This window comes from Pseudomonas fluorescens (assembly GCF_012974785.1).
Classification (GTDB): domain Bacteria; phylum Pseudomonadota; class Gammaproteobacteria; order Pseudomonadales; family Pseudomonadaceae; genus Aquipseudomonas; species Aquipseudomonas fluorescens_BT.
In genome coordinates this window covers 4084610-4110208 of record NZ_CP027561.1, presented here as the reverse complement: position 1 = coordinate 4110208, position 25599 = coordinate 4084610, and the positions used below count along the sequence as shown (strand labels likewise).

The following is a 25599-nucleotide window of genomic DNA, read 5'->3' as shown; positions in this document are numbered from 1 at the left end:
TTGAATGTGCCGGCCCTATCGCCAGCAGGCTGGCTCCCACGAGTTATGTTTCGGCTCACAGGAACCGCAGCAGCGCAGCGACAATGGCTTCAGGCGCATCTTCCTGCACCAGGTGCCCGGCATTCGGGACCGGATGAAACTGCGATCCCGGAATCATCTTGTGCAACTCGCGTCCGCGTTCGATGGGAATCCACTGATCGTCTTCACCCCAGAGAATCTGCACCGGGCAGCGGATCGTCGGGTACAGCGGCTGCGCTTCCAGCGTGTAGCGCTGGTCCATCTGCGCGATCTGCCGGTAGAACGCCGCTTGCCCCGGATCGCCGAGCCACGGCTGCACATAGGGCGCCAGTTCATCATCCGGAATGTTGCGATGAATCGCCCCACGAATGTAGGCCGGCACGATGGCACGCTGGATGTAGTCCGGCAGACCACTGAACGCCGCCTCATGCTGGCGCACGTGCTGCACGAACGGCGAACCCCATGGCGTCAGCGCCACCGGATCGATCAGGGTCAGGCTGCGGTAGTCCTTGCCATTGAGCAGATGCGCGCGCAGGGCGGTGGCGCCGCCGAAGTCGTGGGCAACCACGTCCGGGCGTTGCAGGCCCCAGTGATCCAACAGTTGCGCGAGCAATTCGTTTTGCACGCCGAGGGAGACATCGGCGTCCGGTTGCTCGGATCGTCCGTAGCCCAGCAGGTCGAAGTAATGCACCCGATGCGTGGCGAAAAAGTGCGGCGCGATGCGGTGCCACACGTAGGAAGAGAAGGGCGTGCCGTGCACGAACACCAGCGGCGGGCCGTCGCCGCGCACCCCGTGGCGAATCTGTCGCCCGTTGAATTCAAAGACCTGATCCAGCAGCCAGTCCGTCATGGGGCCTGTCCTCTTGGCGGGTTCGAGCCAAAAAGCATAGGCGTAAAAAAACCACCGGTCTCGGTGGTTTTTTTGTCGCGGGATTCACTCGCCGCGATAGATGCAACCGCTGGTGCAGGTCTCGTGGATGCGGATCGCACTGAGTTCCGGCAGCAGGGGTTTCAATTCATTCCAGATGAATTTGGCCAGCACTTCGCTGGTCGGGTTTTCGAGGCCCGGAATGTCGTTCAGGTAGTTGTGGTCCAGACGCTCGTACAGTGGCTTGAAAATCGCCTTGATCTCGGAAAAATCACGGATCCAGCCCGTGTGCGGGTCGAGGTCGCCGCTCAGGTGAATCGCCACTTTGAACGAGTGACCGTGCAGGCGTCCGCACTTGTGGCCGTCCGGTACGTGGGGCAGGCGGTGGGCGGATTCGAACGTAAATTCCTTGAAGATTTCCACAGTGATTTCAGCTCTGTTCAGATGGCGTTCGCCGCAGCGAATTCGGGCAGGCGGCGAGTTTACCAGCTTGTCCAGGGCTGTGCTGACTAAAGGGTCAGCAAGCGCTCGGCGAGGCGACCATTGGCAGTCAGTTCGAGAAACTCGTCGCCCAATCGGCGGCTCTCGTCCATTGCCGCCCGCCAGTATTTCTGCCGGCTCGGTGCATCGCCCATGAAGCGCTTGAAGTCGTTGCGGTCGGGGAGTTTGCCGTAGGGCAGGCGCGCCAGGTATTCCTTCGACGGTGCGAGCAACAGCACGTCCTGCAAGCGCTCGGTCGAGGCTTTGCGCCACGGCAGGGTCTTGTCGAACCAGCCCGGGATCACCCGGTCGGTGAAGTGCGGATAGAGCACGATGCCGTCGCCGCTGTAGGGCAGGTCGAGGTGATAGTCCAGCAGGCCGCCGTCGCGGAATGTGCCGGCGCCGGCGCCCGGCAGGTCGCGCACGCCTTCCATGACCATCGGGATCGAGCCGGAAGCCAGCAGCGCCTGACGCAGATTGCCGGCATTGAGGGCGACGAAGCGCGACGGGAAATCGTTCAGCGCATGCACCGGCGGCGCCAGGCGCGGGTCGTGGATGATCAGCCTTTCGAAGTGCCGCGACAGCCGTGCGCGACCCCGCAGGTTGTCGGCGATCACCGAACCCAGTGCCAATCCGAGCCGGGCACGATGGTCGTCGGCCAGCCCGCCGTGGCTTTTGACCACCATGATGTTCAAGCGGTAATGGGCGTTGTCGAGCAGTACCGCATCGCGCCCCTCGAGCAGGTCATCGAGCATGCGCTGCGAACTGCGGCTGACGTCGCTGATGGTCACGCCTTTGTTGAAGTTCTGCTCGGTGTACAGATGACCGAGGCGGCGAATGCCTTCAGCGGCGTCCGGCAGACAGGCGCTGGCGAAGCGCCAGGAGCCCACCGACGCACCGATCAGCGAACGTTCACGGGGAGCCGCCGGTAGCCACTCGCCGAACAACGCCAGATCCAGCCCCTGAATCCCCAGCGCCTTCGGCCCGCCGGCCGCACCGGGCAGCGTGCCGACGTCGGCAGCATTCAGACCCTGGGCGCGAATGCGTGCCATCGCCCGTGGGCCGGCCTTGAGGGTCAGGGAAGGGAACTTGATGTGGATGGCTGTCATACCGGTCTCGATCGTTAGCAAGCGAAAGATTATAAGCACATGTTGCCGGCCCTGCTGAAGCTGGCCCAGTGATGGCCATTCAGTTTCAGTTAAGTTCGCACCGTTATGGTGCTGTCCGTAGCGGCACTGAAAACACGGAGACCCCATGAAAACCCTGACTGCTCTGAGCCTCGCCTCGTTCATCGGTCTGGGCGCAAGCCTGGCTCACGCTCGGGATCTTGGCCCGGATGAAGCCCAACGTTTGCACGACGCTGGTACTATCGTGCCCTTCGAGCAGCTCAATGCCACGGCGCTGGCCCGGCATCCCGGCTCCACCATTACCGACGCCGAACTGAAAGAGAAGTACGGCAAGTACCTTTACCAGGTCGATCTGCGGGACCCGCAGGGGGTGGAGTGGGATGTGGAACTGGACGCGGTCAGCGGGCAAGTGCTCAAGGATCATCAGGATACGTAATGAAGGTGAATGCTCGCGCCACCGGTCGAACCGCGTTGGCGCTTTTGATTTTCTGCTCAGTGGCCGGGGCTCGTGATCTCGATCAGGACGAAGCCCTGCGCCTGCGCCAGCAGGGGGTGATTCTGCCGCTGGAGCAAGTGCTGCATAACGCGCTGGATCGCTACCCCGGCGCGAAACTGCTGGAAGTCGAGCTGGAAGAAAAGCACGACGTCTACATTTACGAAGTCGAGTTGCTGACCGTCGACGGGGTGGCCCGCGAACTCCATCTCGAAGCCGCCACCGGCCGTTTACTGAAAGACAAGGAAGATTGATCGATGCGTTTGCTTCTGGTGGAAGACCACGTCCCTCTGGCCGATGAACTGATCGCCGGCCTGCAACGCCAGGGTTATGCCGTGGACTGGCTGGCGGACGGGCGCGACGCGGTCTATCAGGGTCGTAGCGAGCCGTACGACCTGATCGTTCTCGACCTCGGTCTGCCGGGCGTGCCCGGCCTTGAAGTGCTGGCGCAATGGCGCGCCAGCGGGCTGGCAACGCCGGTGCTGATCCTTACGGCCCGGGATTCCTGGGCCGAGCGCATCGAAGGCCTGAAGGCCGGCGCCGATGATTACCTGACCAAACCCTTTCACCCGGAAGAACTGCACTTGCGCATCCAGTCGCTGCTGCGCCGCTCCAAGGGGCAGGCCAACCAGCCGACGCTCAAGGCGGCAGGGCTGCACCTGGACGAGGGCCGACAGTGTGTCGTGCGTGACGGCGCCGATATTCAACTGACCGCCGCCGAGTTCCGCCTGCTGCGCTATTTCATGCTGCACCCGGAGCAGATCCTTTCCAAAAGCCACCTCGCCGAACACCTCTACGACGGCGAGACCGAACGCGATTCCAATGTGCTTGAAGTCCACGTCAACCACCTGCGGCGCAAGCTTGGCAAAAGCGTGATCGAAACCCGGCGCGGCCAGGGTTATCTGTTCGGCGGGCAGGCTTCGTGAGATCGATCCAGCGCCGCTTGAGTCTTGGCCTGATCAGCGTGATGGTGGTTGTCGGCGTGGTACTGGCGCAAACCAGCCTGTGGTTGTTCGAAGTGGGTTTGCAGCGCTACCTCGAAGCCGGCCTGCGCAATGACAGTGAGAGCCTGCTGGTGGCGCTGGTGCGTGGCCCGCAAGGCCTGCAACTGGATGAGCGACACCTGTCGCCGGCCTACCAACGGCCATTTTCCGGCCATTATTTCCGTATCGACTTTGCCGACAGTCACTGGCGTTCGCGTTCGCTGTGGGATCAGGACCTGCCGCTGCTGCCGCAGCCGGGCCTGCACAGCAACCTGCAACTGGGGCCGGACGGGCAGCAACTGCTGGTGCTGCGCTCGGATTACCGACGGCTCGGCCAGTCGATCTCCATCAGCGTGGCCCAGGATTACACCCCGGTGCGCGAGAGCTTCCAGCGCATGCGCCAGATCGGTCTGGGTCTTGGTTTGGCCGGGTTGCTGCTGATCCTGATCCTGCAACGACTGACCGTGCATCGCGCCTTGCGTCCACTGGAAAAGGCTCGCGAACAGATCGCCCAATTGCAGCAGGGCCAGCGCTCGCAGCTTGATGAGCAGGTGCCGGCGGAGCTGGAGCCGCTGGTGGCGCAGATCAATCATCTGCTGGCCCACACCGAAGACAGCCTCAAGCGCTCGCGCAATGCCTTGGGCAATCTCGGGCATGCGCTGAAAACCCCGCTGGCGGTGCTGCTGAGTCTGGCGTCGAACGAAAAGCTCGATGCCCATCCCGAGTTGCGCAAGATCCTCAAGGAACAACTGGAGCAGGTTCAGCAACGGCTGAATCGCGAGCTCAACCGTGCGCGGCTTTCCGGCGATGCGCTGCCGGGGGCGCTGTTCGATTGCGATACGGAACTGCCGGGGTTGTTGGCGACGTTGAACATGATCCACGGCGAACATCTGGCGCTGAGCTACGTTGCGCCATCGGGACTGCAATTGCCGTGGGATCGTGAAGACCTGCTGGAACTGCTCGGCAACCTGCTGGACAACGCCTGCAAATGGGCGGATGCCGAGGTGCGACTGAGCGTGGTCGAAACCGCCGAAGGCTTCGCATTGAGCGTGGAAGACGACGGGCCGGGGATTCCCGAGGCGCAACGCGATCAGGTGTTCAGTCGGGGCACGCGGCTGGATGAACAGACCGACGGGCATGGCTTGGGGCTGGGGATTGTGCGGGATATTGTCGAGACGTGGGGCGGGGTGCTGGTGTTGGGCGAAAGCGAGTGGGGCGGGTTGAAGGTGGAGATTCAGTTGCCTCGGCGATGAGCCCGCCCCCACAAGGCTGTGGTGAGCGGGCTTGAGCGTCAGACCCGGAACTGGTCCATCAAACTCTGCTGCTGATTCGCCAGACTATTGAGCGACTGACTCACCCGCGCCGATTCGTTCGCCTGTCCCGACAACGACTCCGTCACATCACGAATCGTCGCCACGTTGTTGTTGATCTCTTCGGCCACTGCGCTTTGCTCTTCGGCAGCGCTGGCAATCTGCAGGTTCATGTCGCTGATCACCGTTACCGCATCGCCGATCTGGCGCAGTGCGGTCACGGCCTGGCCGACCTGTTCGACGCTGCCCTGAGCCTGACGATGGCTGTTGCCCATCGAGCCGACCACGTCCTGGGTGCCGCTTTGCAGCTGCTCGATCACCTGGCGGGTTTCTTCCACCGATTCCTGGGTGCGGCGGGCGAGGTTGCGGACCTCGTCGGCGACCACCGCAAAGCCACGACCGGCCTCACCGGCGCGGGCGGCTTCGATGGCGGCGTTCAGAGCCAGCAGGTTGGTCTGCTCGGCGATGGCGCGGATGGTTTCCAGCACGGTGCCGATCTTCTCGCTGTTGGCGGCCAGGCCTTCGACTTGCACCATCGCTGCACTCATGTCGGCGGCGAGGTGGTCGATGCTGGTGGTGGTGCGGTCGATCACGGTCAATCCTTGGCGGGTGGCGCGGTCGGCATCCTTGGCCGCTTCGGCGGCTTGTGCGGCGCTGCGGGCCACGTCCTGGGCGGTGGCGCTCATTTCGTGGGACGCGGTGGCCACCTGATCGACCTGACGGTATTGCTGTTCCATGCCGGCGCTGGTCTGGGTGGCGATGGCCGAGGACTGGTCGGCGGTGTTGCGCGCATCCTGCACCGAGCGTTTCACCTCGGCGATGATCGGTTGCAACTTGTCGAGGAAACGGTTGAACCAGCCGGCCAGTTGGCCGAGCTCGTCCTTCTTGTCGTAGGCCAGACGACGGGTCAGGTCGCCTTCACCGCTGGCGATGTCTTCCAGCATGTGGGCCACACCGAGGATCGGTCTGGTCACGCTGCGCGCCATCAGCCACACCAGCAGCAGGCCGACCAGCGCGGCGAGCACGCCCAGGCTCAGTTCGATCAGGGTGCCCGAGGTGTTGCTGGCATCCAGTTGTTGCTTGAGTGCTTCGGCGCGACTCACCAGCACTTTCTCCGGCACATCGAGCAGCACGCCCCACGACGGGCCGCCGGGAATCGGCTGGAACGGCGACAGCACTTTCAGTTGCGCGTTGCTGTGCAGGCTGCTGACGGTGTGGCTCGAAGCGAGCAGACGCAGCAGCTCGGCGCCGCTGGCGGTGTCCACCGCGTCGAGGCGCTGACTGAGTTTGCCAGCGTCCGGGCTGTAACCGGCGAGCAGGCCGGCGGGGCTGACGATGCTCACGGCGGTCTGGCCGTCGTAGAGCTTTTTGCTGGCGCTCTGGCTGATCGCTTGCAGGCTGTTGAGGTTGATGTCCACCGACAGCGAGGCGATGACTTTGCCGTTGACCATCAGCGGGAACACGATGCTGGTCATCAGCACCTTTTGCCCGTCGATCACATAGAAGTAGGGTTCGATCACGCACGGCTTGAGCGTGGTGCGCGGGCAGGTGAACCAGGCGTTGGCAGCCTGGCCGCTGGGCCCGGTGCTGGTGTCGGCCATGTCGCTTTCCGGCAGGGCCATCGAGGTCACTTTGCCCGGGGTCGGCTGCGACCAGTACAGGGCGAAGCGGCCCTTGTCGTTGCTGCCTAATTCATTTTGCCCGGCGAATAGTTCGTCCTTGCCGTCCAGTGCGTTGGCTTCGAACACCAGCGACAGGCCGAGCAGTTCCGGGTTGGCCTGCAACGCGGATTTCACCTGACGGGTCATGTCTTCGCGCAAGTCGAAGGCATCGAGGAAGCGCTTCTCGGCCTGTTCGCGCAGGAACAGCACCTGACGCGAGAAGCCGTGGCCATATTGATAGGCGTCCATGAACTGCTGGCGAATGCCCGCTGCCTGAACTTCGCCCTGGGATTCGATGCGAGCCTGGGCCGATTCGGTGAGCATTTCCATGCTCGAAGCTTTCACCAGTTCGGAACTGTGCTCCATGCGATACAGTGAAAGACCCACCAACAGGGTCACGATACCGGCCAGGCAGAGCCCGGCGAGCAGGGTGATTTTCCATTGGATGGAAAGTTGTCTGAGCGACATGGAAACGTCCTTATTCGATAAATATCTGAGACTTTGCACTGTAACGGCCGCGTTTCGGCTTTCTTTATGGCGCAAATGCAATATGGCGAATTGACGCATGTTGTGGCGGATATGCCCTGTTCAGCGGCTTGATCATGGAAAGTTACACAGTGTTACGACCAGTCGCTTTGACACTGCGCCCGCGCTGCGGCACAGTGCGCGCCCTTCTAATAAGACCCTCTATGCAAATCCGCTGGCGACCCTCGTGGCTTGCCGGCCGGACTCATCCTGTCTGGCGGTGAATGGCTTTACCGTCGTGTTTTCGAGGTAGTGAAATGAATGCAGTGATTGCTGCGGTCGGCGTCATGCTGATCCTCAGCCTGTCCCGGGTGCATGTGGTGATCGCGTTGATCGTCGGTGCGCTGGTCGGTGGCCTGACCGGTGGTCTGGGTATCGACGCCACGCTCAAGGCTTTCAACAGTGGCCTGGGTGGCGGGGCGACGGTGGCGTTGTCCTACGCGTTGCTCGGCGCTTTCGCCGTGGCGATTGCCAAGTCCGGTCTGGCCCATGCGCTGGCCGACAAGGCCCTGGCGATGGTCGACCGTCAGCATGCGACCGGTGGCGGCAGCGTCAAATGGCTGCTGATCGGTCTGCTGTGGGTGGTGGCGATTGCTTCGCAGAACATCCTGCCGATTCACATTGCGTTCATTCCATTGCTGGTGCCGCCGCTTTTATATGTGCTGACCAAGCTGCAACTGGATCGTCGGCTGATCGCCTGCGTCATGACCTTCGGCCTGATTACGCCGTACATGTTCCTGCCAGTGGGCTTCGGCAATATTTTCCTCAACGAGATCCTGCTGGCCAACGTTGCCCGCAGTGGCGTTGACATCAGCGGCATCAACGTCACCCATGCCATGGGCATTCCGGCGCTGGGCATGCTGGTGGGGCTGGGCATTGCTTTTATCAGTTATCGCAAGAAGCGCGTCTATGACCTGGGGAAAATCGAGCAGGTCGAGCAGGTGGCGGTGCAGTACAACCCGCGAAGCCTGGTGATCGCCGGTGTCGCCATTGCCGCAGCCTTCATTATTCAGTTGCTGCTGGACTCGATGATTATCGGGGCGCTGGCCGGTTTCCTGATCTTCTCGGCGTCGGGCATCGTCAAATGGCGCGAGACGGATGACCTGTTCACCGAGGGCATGAAGATGATGGCGATGATCGGTTTCATCATGATCGCCGCCTCCGGTTTCGCCGAAGTGATGAAGGCCACCGGCGAGGTGCAGACGCTGGTCGAGTCTTCGGCGTCGTGGATCAATCACAGCAAGGGCATCGGTGCCTTGCTGATGCTGCTGGTCGGTCTTCTGGTGACCATGGGCATCGGCTCGTCGTTTTCCACGGTGCCGATCCTGGCGGCGATTTTCGTGCCGCTGTGCGTGCAACTGGGCTTCAGTCCGATTGCCATTGTCTGCATCGTCGGGACGGCCGGCGCGTTGGGCGATGCCGGTTCGCCCGCGTCTGACTCGACCCTGGGCCCGACCTCCGGCCTGAACATCGACGGTCAGCACCATCATATCTGGGACACCGTGGTCCCGACCTTCCTGCACTACAACCTGCCGTTGCTGGCGTTTGGCTGGGTGGCCGCGATGGTCCTGTAACACTACAAATCCCCCTGTGGGAGCCAGCCTGCTGGCGATGACGCCGGATCAGTCAGCACATTGGGCGGCTGATACATCGCTATCGCCAGCAGGCTGGCTCCCACAAGGTGCGGGTTAATCCGAAGCTCAACTTTTGCTTTCGCGTGCCGTTAACGCCTTTAACCACGCCAATAAAACCAAAAGAGTGAGCCCCCATGCGCCTGAGTCTCAAGGCTAAAGTCCTGTCCCTTGCCGTCCTTCCGGTCTTGCTCTTTGCGCTGGTCATCAGCCTGACCACGCTGTTCATCCTTCAGGAGCAGGCGCACAAGGAAGTCGAACAGACCCGCGAACGCCTGCTCGGTGACGCCAAGGCCACGCTGGCCAGCTATGTCGCCGTGGCCATGACCACCATCAAACCGCTCTACGCCGCCGCCGCCCCCGGTGACACCGACGCACGGGCGCAAGTCATCAAACTGCTGTCGGGCATCAAGTACGGCAAGGACGGCTACTTCTTCGGCTACGACTCCGAGACCGTGCGCCTGTTCAAGTCCACCGATCCCGAAGGCGTGGGCAAAAGCTTCAAGGACAACCGCGACCCGAACGGCGTCTACGTCAACCGCGACCTGGTGAAAGTGGCGAAGGACGGCACTCATTACCTGCAATACAGCTCGCCGCTGCCAGGCAATGCGCAAGTGTTGGTACCGAAACTCGGCTACACCGAATACCTGGCGAAGTGGGACATGGCGGTTGGTACGTCGGTCAACCTCGACGGCATCGAGGCGCAAGTGGCGCTGGTGCAGGCTCAGGTTCAGGAACGCATGCAAGGCGTGGTGCTGAGCATCGTTGGTGTGGCGGTGGTGGTGCTGCTGGTGATCGCGGCAGCGGGGCTGCTGCTGGCCAACACCATTCTGCGCCCGCTGACCCTGATGAAAGCCAACCTCGATGACATCGCGGCCGGCGAGGGCGACCTGACCCGGCGCCTGAGCATCACCAGCCAGGACGAACTCGGCGAACTGGCCGGCTCGTTCAACCGTTTCGTCGACAAGATCCACGGCCTGGTGCGGCAAATTACCGAGATGACCACACAACTGACCGGGCTGGTGACGCAGGTCTCGGATCAGGCTCACCGTTCCGATCAGGCCATGGAGCGTCAGCGCCATGAGACCGATCAGGTCGCCACGGCGATCAACGAGATGTCCGCTGCCGCCCAGGAAGTCGCCAAGAGCGCACAGAACGCCGCCGTCGCCGCGCAGCAGACCGACGAAGAAGGCCAGACCGCCAAGCGTGTGGTGGCCGGCAGCATCAAGCAGATTCATGCGCTGGTGGACGACATCCGCAGCAGTGGCGTGTCCCTCGATAGTCTGCAGCAGGATGTGTCGTCGATTGTCGGCGTGCTCGGGGTGATCCGCTCGATTGCCGAGCAGACCAACCTGCTGGCGCTCAACGCCGCAATTGAAGCGGCCCGGGCCGGCGAGGCCGGGCGCGGGTTTGCGGTGGTGGCGGACGAGGTGCGGGCGCTGGCGTCGCGCACGCAGATCAGCACTCAGGAAATTCAGGGGATGATTGATCGCTTGCAGGCGGGGACACAGTCGGCGGTGGAAGCGATGCGCCGTTCCAGCGAAGCGGGTGACGGTACATCGGCGCAGGCCAACCAGGCGGGGGCGTCGCTGGATGCGATGGCGGATCTGATTGCGACCATCAACTCGATGAACGCGCAGATTGCCAGTGCTGCCGAGGAGCAGACGGCGGTGGCCGAAGAGATCAACCGCAGCGTGCATCAGATTGCGGTGGCGGTGGATAACGTGGCGGATGAGACACAGTTGGGGGCGCAGACTTCGCGCAGTCTCGCGGAGTTGGGGCAGCGGCTTGGGAAGTTGGTGGGGCAGTTCCGGATCTGACCCCCAAAGGCCCCCTCACCCTAACCCTCTCCCGGAGGGAGAGGGGACTGACCGCAGTGTCTTGCGTCATACATCGACCTGAAAAATCGTGTCGATTATGGATTCACAGCCGATCGCTCATGTCGGCGTATCTCTCGAATTTCCCCCGTTCGGTTCCCTCTCCCTCCGGGAGTGTATGTACCGGAGACATGGTGGACAGGTGTTCGGAGACATGGTGGACACTTTTAAATAGACACATTGCTCATCGCGAAGGAGATGGCCTGTGTCTTGGGAAGAGGTGTCTACCGTGCAGCTACGTACAGAATTCGTGCTTTTGGCTCGGCAAGAAGGGGCCAATGTTCGGCAGCTTTGCCGTCGATTCAACATCAGCCCAAGCACTGCCTACAAATGGCTCAGCAGGTTTGAAAAATCAGGGCCGAGGGGCTGAACAATCAGTCACGACGACCGAAGACGTCCCCAAACGTTGTGCTGACGAGGTGGAGAAGCAGATTCTGACCGTGAGTCAGGAGTACGCGGCTTGGGGCGCTCGCAAGCTCAAACGCGTGCTGGAAGACAAAGGTTTAGCGATGCCTTCCGTCAGTACTGTGCATGCAGTTTTACAGCGTCATTCGCGCGTTGATCCAAAGGCTGCTGAGATCAAACCGTTTATCCGGTTCGAGCATGAAGCGCCCAACGATCTCTGGCAGATGGACTTCAAGGGCCATTTCAGCCTGAGTCAGGGGCGTTGCCATCCATTGACGATACTGGACGATCACTCGCGGTTTTCGATGTGTATCGCCGCGTGCGCCAATGAGCAGCGCGACACCGTCCAGGAGCATCTAATCCGGGTCTTTCGGCGTTACGGCTTGCCTTTGCGCATAACGATGGACAACGGTTCGCCCTGGGGTGACCAGACTGGGGTTTATACCGCGCTGGAAGTCTGGCTGATGGGTCAGGGCATCAAGGTAGGTCACTCCCGGCCTTATCATCCGCAGACCCAGGGAAAACTGGAGCGTTTCCACCGCAGCCTGAAGAGTGAAGTGCTGCAAGGTCGGCACTTCACGGACCTCAACAGCGCACAACAGGCATTTGATATCTGGCGTGATGTCTACAACCAGAAACGTCCTCATCAAGCGCTGGATATGCAGGTGCCGGCGACTCGCTACAGCAGCAGCCCTCGGGAGTATCAGGAGCAGCAAATGGCGCCGGAATACGCCGACGGAGATGTGGTCAGAAAGGTCCAGGTGAAGGGCGAGATTTACTGGAGGAACCGTGAATACTCAATCGGAAAAGCATTTCACGGGCTGTCGATAGCGATCAGGGAAACAGCGGAGGATGGCATCCACGATGTCTACTGGAGTAGACATCGTATCGCCCGAATCGACTTGAACTTGCAGATTGTTACGGCAGGTAAGAGGATCTAAAAACCGTCCACCATGTCTCCGAACATGTGTTCACCATGTCTCCGGTACATACAGGGAGAGGGCTAGGGTGAGGGGGCTTTTGATCTTCAGGGACGATCCCAATAAGGAACCTCCCCAAAACACTCAACAAAGAAATCAATCACCGTCCGCACCTTCACCGACAACCGCCGGCTCCCCGGCCACAGCACCGCAATCTGCTGCGGCTCCACACTGTTCGACACCTGATACTCCCCCAGCACCGGCACCAGCGTGCCTTCGCGCACGGCTTCACCAATCAGCCATGACGGAAACATCACCAGCCCCAGGCCTTGTTCGGCGGCCTGGGTCAGGGTGTCCGCATGGTTGCCAGTGATTGGACCTTTGACCGAATAGGGTGTCCATTCGCCCTGATCCTGCCGGAAGAACCAGCGCTGCTGGCCGGCCGCACCCTTGTAGGCCAGGCACTGGTGGTGGGCGAGGTCAGCGGGCTGCTGTGGCGTACCGAAACGCTCGAGATACGCCGGGCTGGCTGCGACCTGAAAGCGATGTGGCGCGAGGATCCGCGCCTGCATGCTCGAGTCGTGCAACGGGCCGATGCGAAACAGCAGGTCGGCGCCTTCCTGCAGCGGGTCGATGTAGTGGTCGGTTTGCTGGATGTCCAGTTGCAGCTTCGGATAGCGCTCGCACAAGCGGCCCAGCCATGGCGTCAGATGGCGCTGGCCGAACACCACCGGGGCGTTGATCCGCACCAGTCCGGTCGGTTCGCTTTGCTGTTCCTGCAGCGCCTGCTCGGCTTCCTCCAGTTGCACCAGCACCAGCCGCGCGTGGTGGCCGAGCATGCGCCCGGCCTCGGTCGGCGTGACCGCGCGGGTGTGGCGGTAGAGCAATTGCTGGTTCAGCGCCTGCTCCATCAACTGGATCTGCCGGGAAATCGAGGAGGGCGCCACGCCCTCGCGGCGGGCGACTTCGGAAAAACTGCCGTGATCGAGCACCGCCACAAACAGCCTGAGTGCCTTGAATCCCAGTTCGTTAAGCCCGTGCATTGTGTGTCCTGCTGTGCGAGTTGCGCAAAAGTGTTGTCCGGATGCTCCCATTTATCGCACAGCTGCACCAGCCGATAATCCGCGCCATCGTTTACTTGTACGGGTTTGGGTTATGCAGACGTTGGATGAGGTCAGTGTGGCGGCGCCGGTGAGCAAGCCGGGGTTGCGCCTGTTGTTGCTGCCGCTGGTGATTCTGGCCGGCATGGGCTTGTCGGTGGAGGCCGGGTTGCTTGGGCCGTTGGGTGAGCAGGTCGGTCACTTGTGGGCGACCTTGAGCATCTTCGGGGTCGGTTCGGCGATTCTGTTTTTGCTGTTGCTGTTTGCGGGACCACAGAAGGGCCCGGCACTGACCGATCTGCCGCGCTGGCAGTTGATCGGCGGATTTCTGGGGCCGATGTATGTGGTGGTGCTGACCCTGGCCACACCGCATATCGGGATTGCCATGACGATGATTGCGATTCTGTCGGGGCAGGTTGGCAAGAGTGTGCTGATCGACCATTTCGGCTGGTTCGGGGCTACGCGCAAGAAGGTCAACGGCGAACGCTGGCTGGCGTTGGGGTTGATTGTGGCGGCACTGGTTTTGATTGCGCGGGGTTGATGCGATGAGTCTGGTTATTTTGTTGGCGGTGGTGGTGTTGGCCGGTGCGGTGTTGAGTGTGCAGGCGGCGATCAATGGGCGTCTGGGTGAAACCGTTGGGGTGTTGCGCAGTAGTTTGTTGACGTTCGTGGTGGGGGCGGTTTCTACGGGGTTGTTGATTTTGTTTTTTGAGCCTGCTCAGGCGGTGAGTCTGCTTGAGGTGCCGAAGTGGCAGCTCAGTGGCGCTTTGTTTGGTGTGGTTTACATGATGGTGATGGTGGGGGCGGTGCCTCGGGTGGGGACTGCTGTGGCGACGGTGGCGGTGATTGTCGGGCAGTTGGGGATGGGGATGTTGATTGATAATTTTGGGTGGTTGGGGAATCCCGCTATTGAGTTGTCTTCGAGTCGGGTTTGGGCGATGGTTTGTTTGGGGCTGGCGCTGGTTTTCATGTATCGCAGTAGCGTGCGTCAGGCTGTTTGAACTTGGCGGCCTTTGGGCCGACCAGGCTCTTGTTCGTTTTGCGTGTATATCCGTTTCTTCGGGGGTTGCGGCTGGCGGTTTCGCTCTTACAGCGAGTCACTTTGGCAAACGCCCCAAAGTAACCAAAGGTCTTGGGCCCTGACGTACGGCCCTCGCTGTGGCTCGGGTTCCTTCGCTCCGGGATTGATCTGGGGGCATCGCCTACGGTTTGCTTCGCTGCACCTCCTCTCGATGCATGCGGCTGCGCCGCACGGTCGCTGCGCTCCCACCCCCGGATCAATCCCTCCACTCAGCCTGCCGACGGGCCTTGAGATCAAAAGCTTTACTCGAGCTAACGCTCATCGTGGTGAGTGGTGGGGGGATGGTTGAAGGGGGAGTGGTGAGTTGTGAGTGGTTTGGTTGTTGGGTTGTTTTCACCTTCTACACTGGTAGCACGGCTTGTTCCTTCAGCCTCAGACAACCACCACCAAAGGAGTCTGTTCCATGGCCGATAGAAAATGCGATTGCCCGGGATGTAGCTGCAAGATCAAGGAAGGTGAGCATTCCTATGTGGCGCACGGCAAGCACTATTGCTGTGAGGCCTGCGCTCATCACCACAAGGGCGGTGAGGAGTGCTCTGGCAAGGGTTGCCATTGCGCGCACCCGAAATAACGCACTGCATGAAAAAGTGGAGCCTAGTCAGGCTCCACTTCCAGTTTCAGGCTGTCGTCGTCCAGGCGTTCGGTGTGGCGGACGTTGCCTTGCAGGCGGCGGCCTTCGACGTTGACGACGATGGTCTTGGCCTTTTCAAGGTCTTCCGGCAAGGGGGCCGGGACGCGCAGGGCGAAGCGGAAGGGATCGTTTTCGACCGGTTCCAGGCCAACCGGGCAGTCGACGCTTTTGGTGATGCGGCCGAAGAGGGTGTCCAGGCCGTAGTCCAGGTGCGCCGGGCTGTTGATGGTTGTCATGTGTGTTCCCCCGAAATAGTCCCCACCTGCGCCAAAGCTTAGCTTGCCGGTCGCCAGGTGACGTTTTCCACGCCGAATTTTTCCGCCATCGGCTTGCTGGTCTTTTGCACTTTCTCCCGGCCGAAACGCGGGATGCGACCCACCCCTGCGTCGCAGCTTGCCCAGTGCCACGCCTCGGTGTTGTCCATTTTGTCCGAGCGGATAATGAACGACTTTGGCGTGCCGTGAAGGGTGTAATCGATGACGTACAGTTTTGCGTTGTTCATAAAGCCCATCTTCCTCCCTGTGGTAATAGAAGGATCGCTGGGCTGCGGGAAAATTCACTCGGATTGTCCGACGGTATCTATCAATGGCGAGCGAGGGGGCGCACTGGTTACCATGGCGCTCTCGTCAATCCCGATGAATGTTCGCCATGGCCCTCGCTGCGCCCCCCGATCTGAGTGATACCGATGTGCCGGTGCAGCCGCTGGCGCGTACGTATCCGCGTGGGTTGTTCATCGAGCCCCATGAGCACGTCTGGGGGCAGTTGCTGTATGCGATGAGCGGGGTGATGTGGGTCGAGACGCCGCACGAGGCGTTGGTGGTGCCGCCGCAGCGGGCGGTGTGGTTGCCGCCGGGCGTACCCCACGGGATTCGCGTGGTGTCGGATTTGCAGATGCGCAATATCTACCTGCGCCCGGCGCTGGCGGCGACGCTGGATGAGACGGTGCAGGTGATCGAGGTCGGTGGGCTGCTGCGCGAGTTGATTGTCGGGCTGGTGGCGCAGGGCGACAGCGGTGATGCCGAGTATTACGAGGCGCTGGTCGGGCTGGCGTTGCTGGAACTGAAACGCGCAAGGCGTTCACAGTTGAAGATTCCGCTGCCGGACGATGCCGACCGGCGGCTGATGAGTCTGTGCCAGGCGGTGATGGCGGCGCCGTCGCTGGATATTCCCTTTGAGCAGCACGCCGAAAACGCCGGGGCCAGTGTGCGTACCCTCGCACGTCTGTTCAAGGAAGGCCTGGGCATGGGCTTCGCCGAGTGGCGGCGTCAGGTGCAATTGGCGACGGCGGTGGCGGAGTTGATTCAGGGCGTGCCGGTCAGCGCGATAGCCCGTGAGCTGGGTTATTCGCCGAGCAGTTTCAGCGACATGTTCCGTCGTGAACTGGGCGTGGCGCCTTCGCAGTTCAGTGCCGGTCAGCTTCCAGGCTGATTTGGCCGAAATTCAGAAGTCCTTGGCCGGTATCGGTCTTAGCCTTTCCCTAGACTTTGCCCATTCTCTTTATGTGGCGGAGTGATCCCATGAACTACCTGATTTCCCTGGGCATCGGGCTGGGCGTCGGCCTGTTGTATGGCGCGCTGGATTTCCGTTCCCCGGCACCACCGGCCATCGCGCTGGTCGGCCTGTTGGGCATGCTGGCGGGCGAGCAGTTGTGGCCGTTGGGCCGGCAACTGGTCAGCGGCTGGTTGTCCTGAGAATCCCTTTTCATTCGGTGGAGATATCCATGAAAGCACTGCAATTCGATAAGACCGGCGATCTTTCCTCCCTGCGCTTCGTCGAGGTGCCGACGCCGATGCCGGGCGCCGGCGAGGTGCTGGTGCAGATCAAGGCTGCGGGCCTCAATCCCAGCGACGTGAAGAACGTGCTCGGGCGTTTTCCGTACACCACGCTGCCGCGTATTCCCGGTCGGGACTTTGCCGGGGTGGTGGTCGAAGGTCCGCAGGCGCTGATCGGTCAGGAGGTCTGGGGCACCGGGCGCGAGCTGGGCTTTTTCGCCGATGGCTCCCATGCGCAGTTCGTCAAACTGCCGGCCAACGGCGTGGCGCACAAACCTTCGCATTTGAGTTTCACCCAGGCCGCGAGCCTCGGGGTGCCTTACACCACGGCGTGGGATGCGCTGGAACGCAGTCTGGTCAGCGCTGAAACCCGTTTGCTGGTGATCGGCGGCGGGGCGGTGGCGACGGCGGCACTGGCGCTGGCCAAAGTGCGCGGCGCGCAGTTGCTGGCAGCGGCGCGGCGGCCGGAGCAGGTCAAGGATTTGCAGGCGCAGGGTTATCAGACAATTCAGCTGGATAAACCCGAGGATCTGGGCGCGCAGGTCAACGCGGTGTATCGCGGCGGCGCCGATGTGATTTTCGACACCACTGGCTTCTGGCTGCCGGCCTCGGTCGCGGCGCTGGCGACCTTCGGGCGGATCGCGATCATCGCTGCGCCGGTGGACGGGCATGTTCAACTGCCAGCGCTGGCCCTGTATCGCAAGGGCGGCTCCGTGGTCGGCATCAACTCGTTGCTGTACGGCGTTGAAGCCTGCGCGGCGATGCTCGAGCAGTTCGGCCGGTTCTTCGACGAAGACCTGCTGCCGCTGCCGCAAGGGCTTGTCGAAGCGCCGCTGGCCGAAGGGCTGGCGCGGTATGCCGATGTGAATCAGGGCAGTGGCGACAAATTTATTCTTATCCCCTGACGGTCTCTGTTCTTCATGACATCCCAAAACCGTGGGAGCGAGTTCGCTCCCACGGTTTTTTGGGGTCTCAGGATTGCGGGACGCCGTTCTCCCATGCCGACCAGTTTTTCAGGATGTCCTGCACCAGCGGATGACCCGCGCGGTAGAGGTTTTCCAGTGCCGGCACGAATCCGCCCTGATCGGCGTACTTGAGCAGGTTGTCCACTTCGCTGCCGCCCGGCGCCGGGCGGTCGAAGTCGGAGCCGGCGCGCACCACGGCCAGGCGCTGCACGTCCACCAGGCCCTCGCGGCTGGCGCGCAGCAAGGCTTCGTAGGTGGAGTTGTCTTCCTGTTGGGTGGTGCAGTATTCGCCCTTGTTATCGGTCAGCAGTTTGGTCCAGACCTCGGCGCGTTCGCTCAGACGCGTGCCGGAGAACCAGGTGTTGCCCGCCAGCGTGTCGCAACGGGTGACCACGGGGGGCTGATTGGCCGGCGCTGCCGGGTATTTCTGGCGCCACGCGGCCGATTCCTTGCTCTCGCTCAGTTCGACCTTGTGGCTCAGGGCGAAGGCCTTGGCCTGCAGTTTCGGGTTGAGTTCGAAGACTTCGGTCTTGTAGTCCAGCGGCGGTTTTTCGTTCGGGCCTTTCGTGTTGATGCCGAGGTAACCGGTCGGCCAACTTGAGGGCGCATCGCGCGAATCCAGCTCCCACTGGGTGCCGAACTCGACCAGGTAATGGGCCCAGGCGGCGGTGCCGATGGTCCCGTGTTTGGGGCTGATGCCGGCAATCCCGGCAATCAGGAAGTAGCTTTTGCGCAGGTCGAATTTCGGCGACAGCGCCAGTGCCAGGGTCGAGGCGGCGGCGTTGGTCTGGCCCATGCCGGTGGTCATCAGGCACACCTGCTGCGTGTTGCAGCGAATGGTCGGGTATTCGGCCGACAGGCCCGGCACGCGGATTTCCTGCTTGAGCTCGAGGCGATCGATCCAGTGCTGCGCCTCCGGGGCGAACATGGTGATCAGCACCACTTTCGGTTGAATCGGCGCCTCGCCCGACCAAGCGTTGGAAGAGAGCAGGGCCGCAGCGGCCAGTGATACACGCGTCATTGCTTTCATGATGGCTCCTGGATTCAGAACTGATAACCGATGCCGGCGTAGTAACCCCAGCCATTGGAACGTGCGCGGAAATTGCCGTCGCCAAAATTCAGCTCGCTGCCGTCCTCCCAGTTGCCGCCGTTGTGGAAGTAGCGGCCGACCAGGGTGAAACGCAGGTGGGTGAACGAGTACAGCAACACATTGGTCGCCACCGTGGCATTGGCGGTGCGCGCCGGGTTGTCCTTGTGCAGGTCCGAACCGAAATCGAAGTTGGTGAAGCCGATGTAGGTCAGCGAGGCGCCGTTGCTGAATTTGTCGATCGGCACGATGTACTTCAGCTGCGCGCGGTAGCCGTCCCACGAATATTCGTTGCTGGCGCCGTAGTTTTCCCACTGGTAGCGCCCGTACAGGTTGGCCGACAGGTTGACCCGCGAGTGGGTGTCGATGTCGGTACCCAAACCGCTGTACAGCGTGTTGGCGCGGTTTTCCTTGCGGCTGCCGTGGTCGTAGATCCAGTCGAACGCCACGTACCATTCCTTGAACGGCCCGATGGCCAGGCTGCGGCCGGCGAGGTAGTCGATGGAGATGCGCGGTTCGTGCTCCATGAACACCGGCGAGCCGTGATCCCACACGCCTTTGTCGTGGCTGTTGCCGATGTTGAAGATCTTCGGAATGTCGATGTAGCCGTACAGCTCGAACGGACCCTTGCGCCCGAAGTACTCGTATTCCAGGTAAATATCATCGGCCGGCTGCGGGCCGAAGCTGATGTCCTTGCTGCCGATCAGCATCAGGTCCTGGTTGTACCAGTCCGACAGGTACGCGCCTTTTTTCGGCGGACTGGCTTCGGGGCTGAGGGCTTCGCCCTGGGCGGATTCCTCAGGCAGGGCAGGCTGCGCCAGCGTGGTCTGACTGAGAACTCCGGTAACGCCGGTCAGTAGCAGGGAAACAGCAAAGGTGCGCACACCGCGACGGCGGTGGCAGGAAGAAACGTGCATTCAAAGTCCTTTTTGCGGATCAAGGCCCGGAGCGGCGGGCCTGTACGGGTGTGTTACGAAAGTGGCGGCATTGACGCTTCGCAAACGTTTGCACAAGCCGTACCAATTATCAAAGTTGAAAACTGAAAAAGTTCGCAATGGCTTTGATTTTTGAAAGTGGGGTATCGCTTGGATTCGGATGGGAAACTGTTGCTGAATGTTAGAGATCTGCTTGATTAGTCTGTCGAATCTGCCTACTTTCGCACGCCTCGAAGGACGAAATTGACCACATAGGGAGTTGTTTGTGGAAGCAAGGTTTGGTGTTGGCCTCGGATCACGTATTTCCCCCCTTTCTCTTGCTGTTCACCTGAGCGTCGTCGGACTCCTGTTTGGCGGTTTCAGCGCACCGGCGTTCGCCAGTTGCGCAACCGTCGGCTCGTCCGTGACGTGCACCGGTGTGCCGACCTTGCCGCTGCTCCTCAACACCTACGCCAGTGCTGCCAACGGTCTGACGGTAAATGTCGATGCTGGCGCAGCGATGAATGCCGTTCCGGGAGGCTCCGCGATAGCCCTGACGGGAAGCAACGTCACGCTGAACAACTCCGGCACCATCGACCCGGCGTACACCGGCCCCATGTCGCAATTGAGCGGTGCTCTGTTGCTGGGGGCGAGTGGCGCGCCAGGCGTGATCAACGTGCTCAACAATGCCGGCGGTATCCTCCGTGGCACCGGCATGGTGCAGGGGCCGAACCTGACTGATCTCGGTGGCCTGGCGATCAATGTCGTCAACCCGGCGGGCGGCGTCACCCGAATTATCAATAACGGCACCATTACCTCAACCGGAGTCCAGCCCGGCATTCCTCTGGCCGATACTCCCGTGGTCGCGGTACACGGTGGTGGTTCCCAGGTGAACATGGTCAACGGCGCCACAGGCCAGATTACCGGGCGGGTGGCGTTCGAATCGTCGGCGGGTGGCAACGCATTCACCAACGCCGGCAGCATCAATGGCAGTGTTTCGCTGGGTGCGAACAGTCACAACACCTTCACTGCGGTGACCGGCTCCAGCGTTGGAATCGGTGATGGCGTGCAGAGTGGTGCCGGGCTCGGCGGCATGGCAGGCGTCAATCTGACCTTTGCCCCCACCGGGCAGATCGACGGCGGCGCAGGTGGCACCAACAACCTGATTCTGCAGAACACGGCCGGTGTCGGCGGCGGCACCAGCGGTGTCGGCACGGCATCGAGCGCCACCTACGTCAACTTCGACAACCTGACCGTCAACAGCGGCAACTGGACCTTGGAGGGGGCATTGGTCAGCGGCAGCACCACCCTCAATGGCGGTATTGCCCGGTTCAATGACAACGCCACGTTCGGTAACGGTGTCCTGACTTCCAACGGCGGAACTATCGAGGCCGGCAATGCCGGGTTGACACTGACCAACGAGATCAGCCTCGGGGCCGACGGCCTGACCGTGCAGGGCAGCAACGACATAATCTTGAGCGGGATGATATCCGGCAGCGGCGGTCTGACCAAGACCGGCTCTGGCAATCTGACGCTCGGGGCTCTGTACAACATCTTCAAAGGTCCTTTGAATATCGTTTCCGGCAACGTCTACACGCATGACGGCGGCGCGGTCGGCAGCTATCCCATCGTCAACCTCAGTGCCGGCACCAATCTCTACGTTGAACGCAATCTCTCTCTCGGCGGGCTGAATGGCGCCGGTAACGTGTACGTGTCGGGCTACGGCAGCCTTTACGTGGGCAATGACGTCAGCAATACCTTTGACGGCGAGATCCATACGTCTCGCTTGATCAAAGATGGCACCGGTACCCTGACGCTCACCGGTAACAACGACTTTCATAATGGTTCAAGCATTGTCGATGGCGGTACCTTGAACGTCGGCGGATTGCTGAACAGCTCGGTTGACGTCAAAAGCGGCGCCATCCTGACCGGCAGTGGTTCGATTCAGCAACAGGTGCACATCGACGACGGCGGACACCTGGCATTGTCCTCAGGCACCACGATGTCCGTAGGCCGACTGATCCTCGATTCCGACAGTAATGTCGATGTGCGCCTTGCAACTCCATCGAGCACGCCGGTGTTGAACATCGGCGGCAACCTGACCCTCGACGGCAACCTCAATGTCAGAGACGCCGGTGGTTTCGGCGTCGGTGTCTATCGCTTGTTCAACTACACCGGCACGCTGACCGACAATGGCCTGACCGTGACCGACGTACCCTTGGGTTACCGTCTCGGCGACATGGTGGTGCAGGCGCTGAGTAACCAGATCAATCTGGTGGTCGCGGCACCGAACAGCAACCTGCGCTTCTGGGACGGCAGCCAGACCATCGCCAATGGAACGGTGGACGGTGGCAGTGGCACGTGGAGCGCCGGCGGCACGAACTGGACCCGTTCCAACGGCACGCTCAATCAGTCCTGGGGTGACGACTTCGGCATCTTTCAGGGCGCGGCCGGCACGGTGTCCGTCAATGGCACACAACCGTTCGCCGGTCTGCAATTTCTCACCGATGGCTACAACCTGGTGAACGGCACAGCGGGGCAACTGACCGCTGTCAACGGCTTCAGTGGCACTACGGTGATGCGGGTCGATCCGGGGGTGACCGCAACGATTGGTGTGAACATCAACGGCAGTGGCATTCTCAATAAAGTCGACAGCGGTACGCTGGTACTCAACGGCGACAACAGTTATTCCGGTGGAACCCGACTGGATGGCGGCACGCTGGTGGTCGGCAGCAACACGGCGCTGGGCAGCGGCGCACTGGTCGCCAATGCGGACACGCAACTGGAGAGCAACAAGGCCGTCGCGCTGGACAACGCGATCACTCTCAACAGCAACCTCACAGTGGGCGGCAATCACGACCTTGCGCTCAACGGCGTTATCAGTGGCACAGGCGGGCTGACCAAGAATGGCGCCTCCGTCCTGACGCTCGCCGGCAATAACAACTTCCTTGGGCCGGTGACGTTGAATGCCGGTGGCCTGCTTCTGGCCTCGAACACGGCGCTGGGTTCCGGCGCCCTGAAAGTGGCGAATGACGCCACGCTGGAAACGACGGGTGGCTTGAATATCGGCAATACGATGTACCTCACAGGCGACCTGCACCTGCTTGGCAATAACGATCTGACGTTGAGCGGTATGATCCTTGGCGAGGGTGGCCTGATCAAGGACGGTACAGGCAACCTGACGTTGATCGGAAGTAACAGCTCCTTCCGTGGAACGGTGTTGAATGGCGGGACACTGACTCTGCAAGACTATCGCTCTACGGGCCCAGGGCCTATCGTTGTCAACGGCGCATCGGTTCTCACCGCTATTGATCGGGTCGAGCTTACCAACCGCCTGGTGCTCAACGCTGACCTGACGCTCCCCGGCGACGTACCGACATTTCTGCGCGACGTCAGCGGCAGCGGTCGGCTGATCAAAAACGGTTCGTCCAGACTGAGCATCGTTGAGGCCAGAAACTGGACCGGTGGCCTCACGTTGAATGGCGGCTCGCTGAGCGCATTTTCCGGTGCTTTGGGCACTGGCAAGCTGATCGTAGGCGGTGATTCGAGTCTTGAATCGGGTAATCCGACGACTTTTGACAACGACATCGACCTCAACGCCAACCTGACGGTGACTCGCAGTCAATATCTGACCTACGGTATGGTCTTCAACGGAGTGATTGCCGGCACCGGCACGTTGACCCATCTGAGCAAAGTTGATCTGAAACTGACGGGCGCCAACACGTTCAGTGGTCTCCTGGATTTCCGGGCCGGCAGCCTGACAACCGTCGGCGACTCGGCACTGGGCAACGGCGCCAGTCTCAACCTTGAAGCGCCTGCGACGCTCAATCTGGGTGGCTCGGCGAATCTGGCCAGACTGACCGGCTCCGGCACTGCATTGATCGGCGCTGGCCACACCTTGAGCATCGGCAGCAACGACGCCAGCAGCGCCTTCAACGGTCGCCTCGGCGGAGCCGGTGCGCTGGCCAAACGCGGTACCGGGACCTTCCTGTTGACCGGCGATCAGCCGTTCAACGGCGCGGTCTCGGTGGATCAAGGCATGCTGCAGGTCGGCAGCCGCGCGGCGCGGGGCTCCCTGGGCGGGCAAGTGAGCGTGGCCAATGGCGCAATCTTGAGCGGTAACGGCAGTGTCGGTTCGGTGGTCAACCACGGTGTGCTGGTTTCGGGTGCCGAGGCCGGCACCCTGAGCGTGGCCGGCAACCTGACCAACGCCGCCGACGGCGTGTTGGCCCTGACCGTCAGTTCGCCGACCGCTACACCTCTGGCCGTTGGTGGTACAGCGGCGCTGGGTGGAAGCCTGCAAGTGAACAGCCTGACGCCGTTCACCGGCAACACGGTGTATTCGCTGATCACTGCCGGCGGTGGAGTGACTGGCACCTTTAGCGCGGCCGATCTGCCGCAGTACACGTTCCTCAATACAGCGCTGGTGTATGACGCCAACGCAGTGAATCTGGTGGTCAGCCGTAACGACACCTCGTTCGCTGACGCTGCGACTACCGGGAACCAGCGCAACACGGCCTCGGCGTTGACGCGCAATGGCCCGGCGGGCGCGGCGTTGCAGAACGAAATCGCCAACCTCAACGTGGCAGGTGCTCGGCAGGCCTTCGACAATCTGTCCGGGGAGATCCATGCGAGCACCGCCAGTGCGGTTCTCGAGGATTCGCGTTTCCTGCGTGAAGCGGTCAATGACCGTATGCGCCAGCCAACCTGCAGCGCTGCGGATGATCCACGCCGTACGCTGGCCCCGAGCGATACCCAATTGAGCAGCAACGGCTGTCACGGTGAAATGGTCGGCTGGGCCCGTGCCATTGGCGCATGGGGCGATATGGGCGGCGACAGCAACACGGCCAGTGTCGATCGTAGCCTCAGCGGTTTCATGCTCGGCACCGACAAGCAACTGGACGAGCAATGGCGCGCCGGTATGGCGGCCGGCTACACCCGCAGCAATCTCAATGCCCATGATCGAAACTCCGATGCCAAGGTCGACAGCTACCACCTGGCGACTTACCTGAATTCGCAGTTCGATGCCCTGGCAGTGCGACTTGGCGCCGCCTACAGCTGGCACCGTCTCGACACCAAACGTGAAGTCAACGTCGGCAGTTACAATGACCGCTTGAAGGCTCGCTACGATGCCCGCAGTGCCCAGGTGTTCGGTGAAGTGGGTTACGCCATCAATGCGGCAGGTGTGGCCATCGAACCGTTCGCCGGTCTGGCTTACGTCAACTACGACAGCGACACCGCCAGGGAAAAAGGTGGAATGGGGCGGCTGAAGGGCGATGCCGATCAGGACATCACCTATTCGACCCTCGGTGTGCGTATCGGCAAGTTGGTGACACTGGCCAACGGCAGTCAACTGACCCCGCGAGCGGCCATCGGCTGGCGGCATGCCTATGGCGATACCCAGCCTGATGCCGACCTGACCTTCATCGACGGCGGCGCTTCGTTCAGCACCCAGGGCGCGCCGATTGCCAGAGACAGCGCGCTGCTCGAGGCCGGTGTGGACTTCCAGATCACCCCGACCGGCAAACTCGGCATCGGCTACTCGGGCCAGGTGTCCAGCGACAGCCACGACAGCGCGATGAGCATCAGCTTCAGCCAAAGCTTCTGATCGTTGCCGAAGCACTCAGACCGCCCGCCAGGGCGGTTTTTTGTTTCCGGGGGCAGAACGCGAAAGCGTTGAAGATCCCTCTGTCTGGCGCCTGAAAAAGCCCCCAACCCCTTGCTCAGAACGGCTGGAAGTATCCAAGCAGG

22 protein-coding genes and 3 pseudogenes are annotated in these 25599 nt (G+C 61.6%); 15 read left to right on the top strand and 10 right to left on the bottom strand.

From position 1 onward, the window contains the following. Positions 1-55 precede the first annotated feature (55 nt). The 3 genes from C6Y56_RS18460 to C6Y56_RS18450 form a co-directional block, all read right to left on the bottom strand. Positions 56-868: an alpha/beta fold hydrolase gene (locus C6Y56_RS18460; RefSeq protein WP_169431093.1), complete on the bottom strand. Its 813-nt coding sequence runs from the start codon at positions 866-868 to the stop codon at positions 56-58. Between the two features lie 84 nt (positions 869-952). Further along, complete coding sequence (gene queD, locus C6Y56_RS18455) at positions 953-1309, bottom strand: 6-carboxytetrahydropterin synthase QueD (RefSeq protein WP_007955941.1); 357 nt, start codon at positions 1307-1309, stop codon at positions 953-955. A gap of 86 nt (positions 1310-1395) precedes the next feature. Next, entirely contained in the window at positions 1396-2475 is a 1080-nt protein-coding gene (locus tag C6Y56_RS18450; protein ID WP_169431092.1) for a patatin-like phospholipase family protein, read from the bottom strand. Positions 2476-2620: 145 nt separating this feature from the next. Here C6Y56_RS18450 and C6Y56_RS18445 point away from each other — a divergent pair, with 145 nt between their 5' ends. The 4 genes from C6Y56_RS18445 to C6Y56_RS18430 are packed head-to-tail and all read left to right on the top strand — an operon-like array spanning position 2621 to position 5222. Further along, entirely contained in the window at positions 2621-2929 is a 309-nt protein-coding gene (locus C6Y56_RS18445; protein ID WP_169431091.1) for a PepSY domain-containing protein, read from the top strand. After that, the gene (locus C6Y56_RS18440) at positions 2929-3240 is read left to right on the top strand and encodes a PepSY domain-containing protein (protein WP_169431090.1); all 312 of its coding nucleotides are present in this window, start codon (positions 2929-2931) and stop codon (positions 3238-3240) included. Before C6Y56_RS18445 ends, C6Y56_RS18440 begins: the two co-directional genes overlap by 1 nt. 3 nt (positions 3241-3243) lie before the next feature. Next, positions 3244-3912: a response regulator transcription factor gene (locus C6Y56_RS18435; protein WP_169431089.1), complete on the top strand. Its 669-nt coding sequence runs from the start codon at positions 3244-3246 to the stop codon at positions 3910-3912. Continuing rightward, a complete protein-coding gene (locus C6Y56_RS18430; RefSeq protein ID WP_169431088.1) occupies positions 3909-5222 on the top strand; it encodes an ATP-binding protein in 1314 nt (437 codons plus the stop codon). Before C6Y56_RS18435 ends, C6Y56_RS18430 begins: the two co-directional genes overlap by 4 nt. A gap of 38 nt (positions 5223-5260) precedes the next feature. Here C6Y56_RS18430 and C6Y56_RS29600 read toward each other — a convergent pair whose 3' ends face one another. Both C6Y56_RS29600 and C6Y56_RS29595 read right to left on the bottom strand, forming a co-directional pair. Continuing rightward, a complete protein-coding gene (locus C6Y56_RS29600) occupies positions 5261-5965 on the bottom strand; it encodes a methyl-accepting chemotaxis protein (RefSeq protein WP_432760331.1) in 705 nt (234 codons plus the stop codon). 201 nt (positions 5966-6166) lie between these two features. Then, positions 6167-6223 (bottom strand): annotated as a pseudogene (locus tag C6Y56_RS29595) (hypothetical protein); the annotation flags it as partial. 1499 nt (positions 6224-7722) lie between these two features. Between C6Y56_RS29595 and C6Y56_RS18420 the strand changes: the two are divergent. The 4 genes and pseudogenes from C6Y56_RS18420 (at position 7723) to C6Y56_RS18410 (ending at position 12319) form a co-directional block, all read left to right on the top strand. Then, positions 7723-9039: a Na+/H+ antiporter family protein gene (locus tag C6Y56_RS18420; protein WP_169431086.1), complete on the top strand. Its 1317-nt coding sequence runs from the start codon at positions 7723-7725 to the stop codon at positions 9037-9039. Positions 9040-9233: 194 nt separating this feature from the next. Next, a pseudogene (locus C6Y56_RS29590) lies at positions 9234-10010 on the top strand (cache domain-containing protein); the annotation flags it as partial. Positions 10011-10094: 84 nt separating this feature from the next. After that, positions 10095-10916 carry a methyl-accepting chemotaxis protein gene (locus tag C6Y56_RS29585; protein WP_423815209.1) on the top strand — a complete coding sequence of 274 codons (822 nt, stop codon included), beginning with the start codon at positions 10095-10097 and terminating at the stop codon, positions 10914-10916. Between the two features lie 262 nt (positions 10917-11178). Continuing rightward, positions 11179-12319 (top strand): annotated as a pseudogene (locus tag C6Y56_RS18410) (IS481 family transposase). Between the two features lie 86 nt (positions 12320-12405). Here the strand turns inward: C6Y56_RS18410 and C6Y56_RS18405 are convergent. Beyond that, a complete protein-coding gene (locus C6Y56_RS18405) occupies positions 12406-13341 on the bottom strand; it encodes a LysR family transcriptional regulator (RefSeq protein ID WP_169431084.1) in 936 nt (311 codons plus the stop codon). Between the two features lie 112 nt (positions 13342-13453). Here C6Y56_RS18405 and C6Y56_RS18400 point away from each other — a divergent pair, with 112 nt between their 5' ends. The 3 genes from C6Y56_RS18400 (at position 13454) to C6Y56_RS18390 (ending at position 15050) form a co-directional block, all read left to right on the top strand. Further along, on the top strand, positions 13454-13939 hold the full coding sequence (locus tag C6Y56_RS18400; RefSeq protein WP_169431083.1) for a DMT family transporter: 486 nt from the start codon (positions 13454-13456) through the stop codon (positions 13937-13939). 4 nt (positions 13940-13943) lie between these two features. Beyond that, a complete protein-coding gene (locus C6Y56_RS18395) occupies positions 13944-14399 on the top strand; it encodes a DMT family transporter (RefSeq protein ID WP_169431082.1) in 456 nt (151 codons plus the stop codon). A gap of 483 nt (positions 14400-14882) precedes the next feature. Further along, positions 14883-15050, top strand: coding sequence for a metallothionein (locus C6Y56_RS18390; RefSeq protein ID WP_085686659.1), 168 nt, complete (start codon positions 14883-14885; stop codon positions 15048-15050). 23 nt (positions 15051-15073) lie between these two features. Here C6Y56_RS18390 and C6Y56_RS18385 read toward each other — a convergent pair whose 3' ends face one another. Together C6Y56_RS18385 and C6Y56_RS18380 are read right to left on the bottom strand one after the other, a co-directional pair. Further along, a complete protein-coding gene (locus tag C6Y56_RS18385) occupies positions 15074-15346 on the bottom strand; it encodes a hypothetical protein (protein WP_169431081.1) in 273 nt (90 codons plus the stop codon). Between the two features lie 38 nt (positions 15347-15384). Continuing rightward, positions 15385-15612: a DUF6555 family protein gene (locus tag C6Y56_RS18380; protein ID WP_064597962.1), complete on the bottom strand. Its 228-nt coding sequence runs from the start codon at positions 15610-15612 to the stop codon at positions 15385-15387. A gap of 146 nt (positions 15613-15758) precedes the next feature. Between C6Y56_RS18380 and C6Y56_RS18375 the strand changes: the two genes are divergently transcribed. From C6Y56_RS18375 to C6Y56_RS18365, 3 genes are all read left to right on the top strand, one after another. Beyond that, the gene (locus C6Y56_RS18375) at positions 15759-16538 is read left to right on the top strand and encodes an AraC family transcriptional regulator (protein WP_169431080.1); all 780 of its coding nucleotides are present in this window, start codon (positions 15759-15761) and stop codon (positions 16536-16538) included. An 89-nt stretch (positions 16539-16627) separates the two neighbouring features. Next, complete coding sequence (locus C6Y56_RS18370) at positions 16628-16801, top strand: DUF1427 family protein (protein ID WP_085712525.1); 174 nt, start codon at positions 16628-16630, stop codon at positions 16799-16801. A gap of 29 nt (positions 16802-16830) precedes the next feature. Further along, positions 16831-17787, top strand: a complete 957-nt coding sequence (locus tag C6Y56_RS18365; protein WP_169431079.1) for a quinone oxidoreductase family protein — start codon at positions 16831-16833, stop codon at positions 17785-17787. A gap of 67 nt (positions 17788-17854) precedes the next feature. On the opposite strand, the gene C6Y56_RS18360 is transcribed toward C6Y56_RS18365, so the two are convergent. Both C6Y56_RS18360 and C6Y56_RS18355 read right to left on the bottom strand, forming a co-directional pair. Next, entirely contained in the window at positions 17855-18877 is a 1023-nt protein-coding gene (locus C6Y56_RS18360; RefSeq protein ID WP_169431078.1) for a purine-nucleoside phosphorylase, read from the bottom strand. A gap of 14 nt (positions 18878-18891) precedes the next feature. Further along, a complete protein-coding gene (locus tag C6Y56_RS18355; protein ID WP_169431077.1) occupies positions 18892-19851 on the bottom strand; it encodes a nucleoside-specific channel-forming protein Tsx in 960 nt (319 codons plus the stop codon). Positions 19852-20134: 283 nt separating this feature from the next. Between C6Y56_RS18355 and C6Y56_RS18350 the strand changes: the two genes are divergently transcribed. After that, on the top strand, positions 20135-25456 hold the full coding sequence (locus C6Y56_RS18350) for an autotransporter domain-containing protein (RefSeq protein WP_169431076.1): 5322 nt from the start codon (positions 20135-20137) through the stop codon (positions 25454-25456). Positions 25457-25599: the final 143 nt, after the last annotated feature.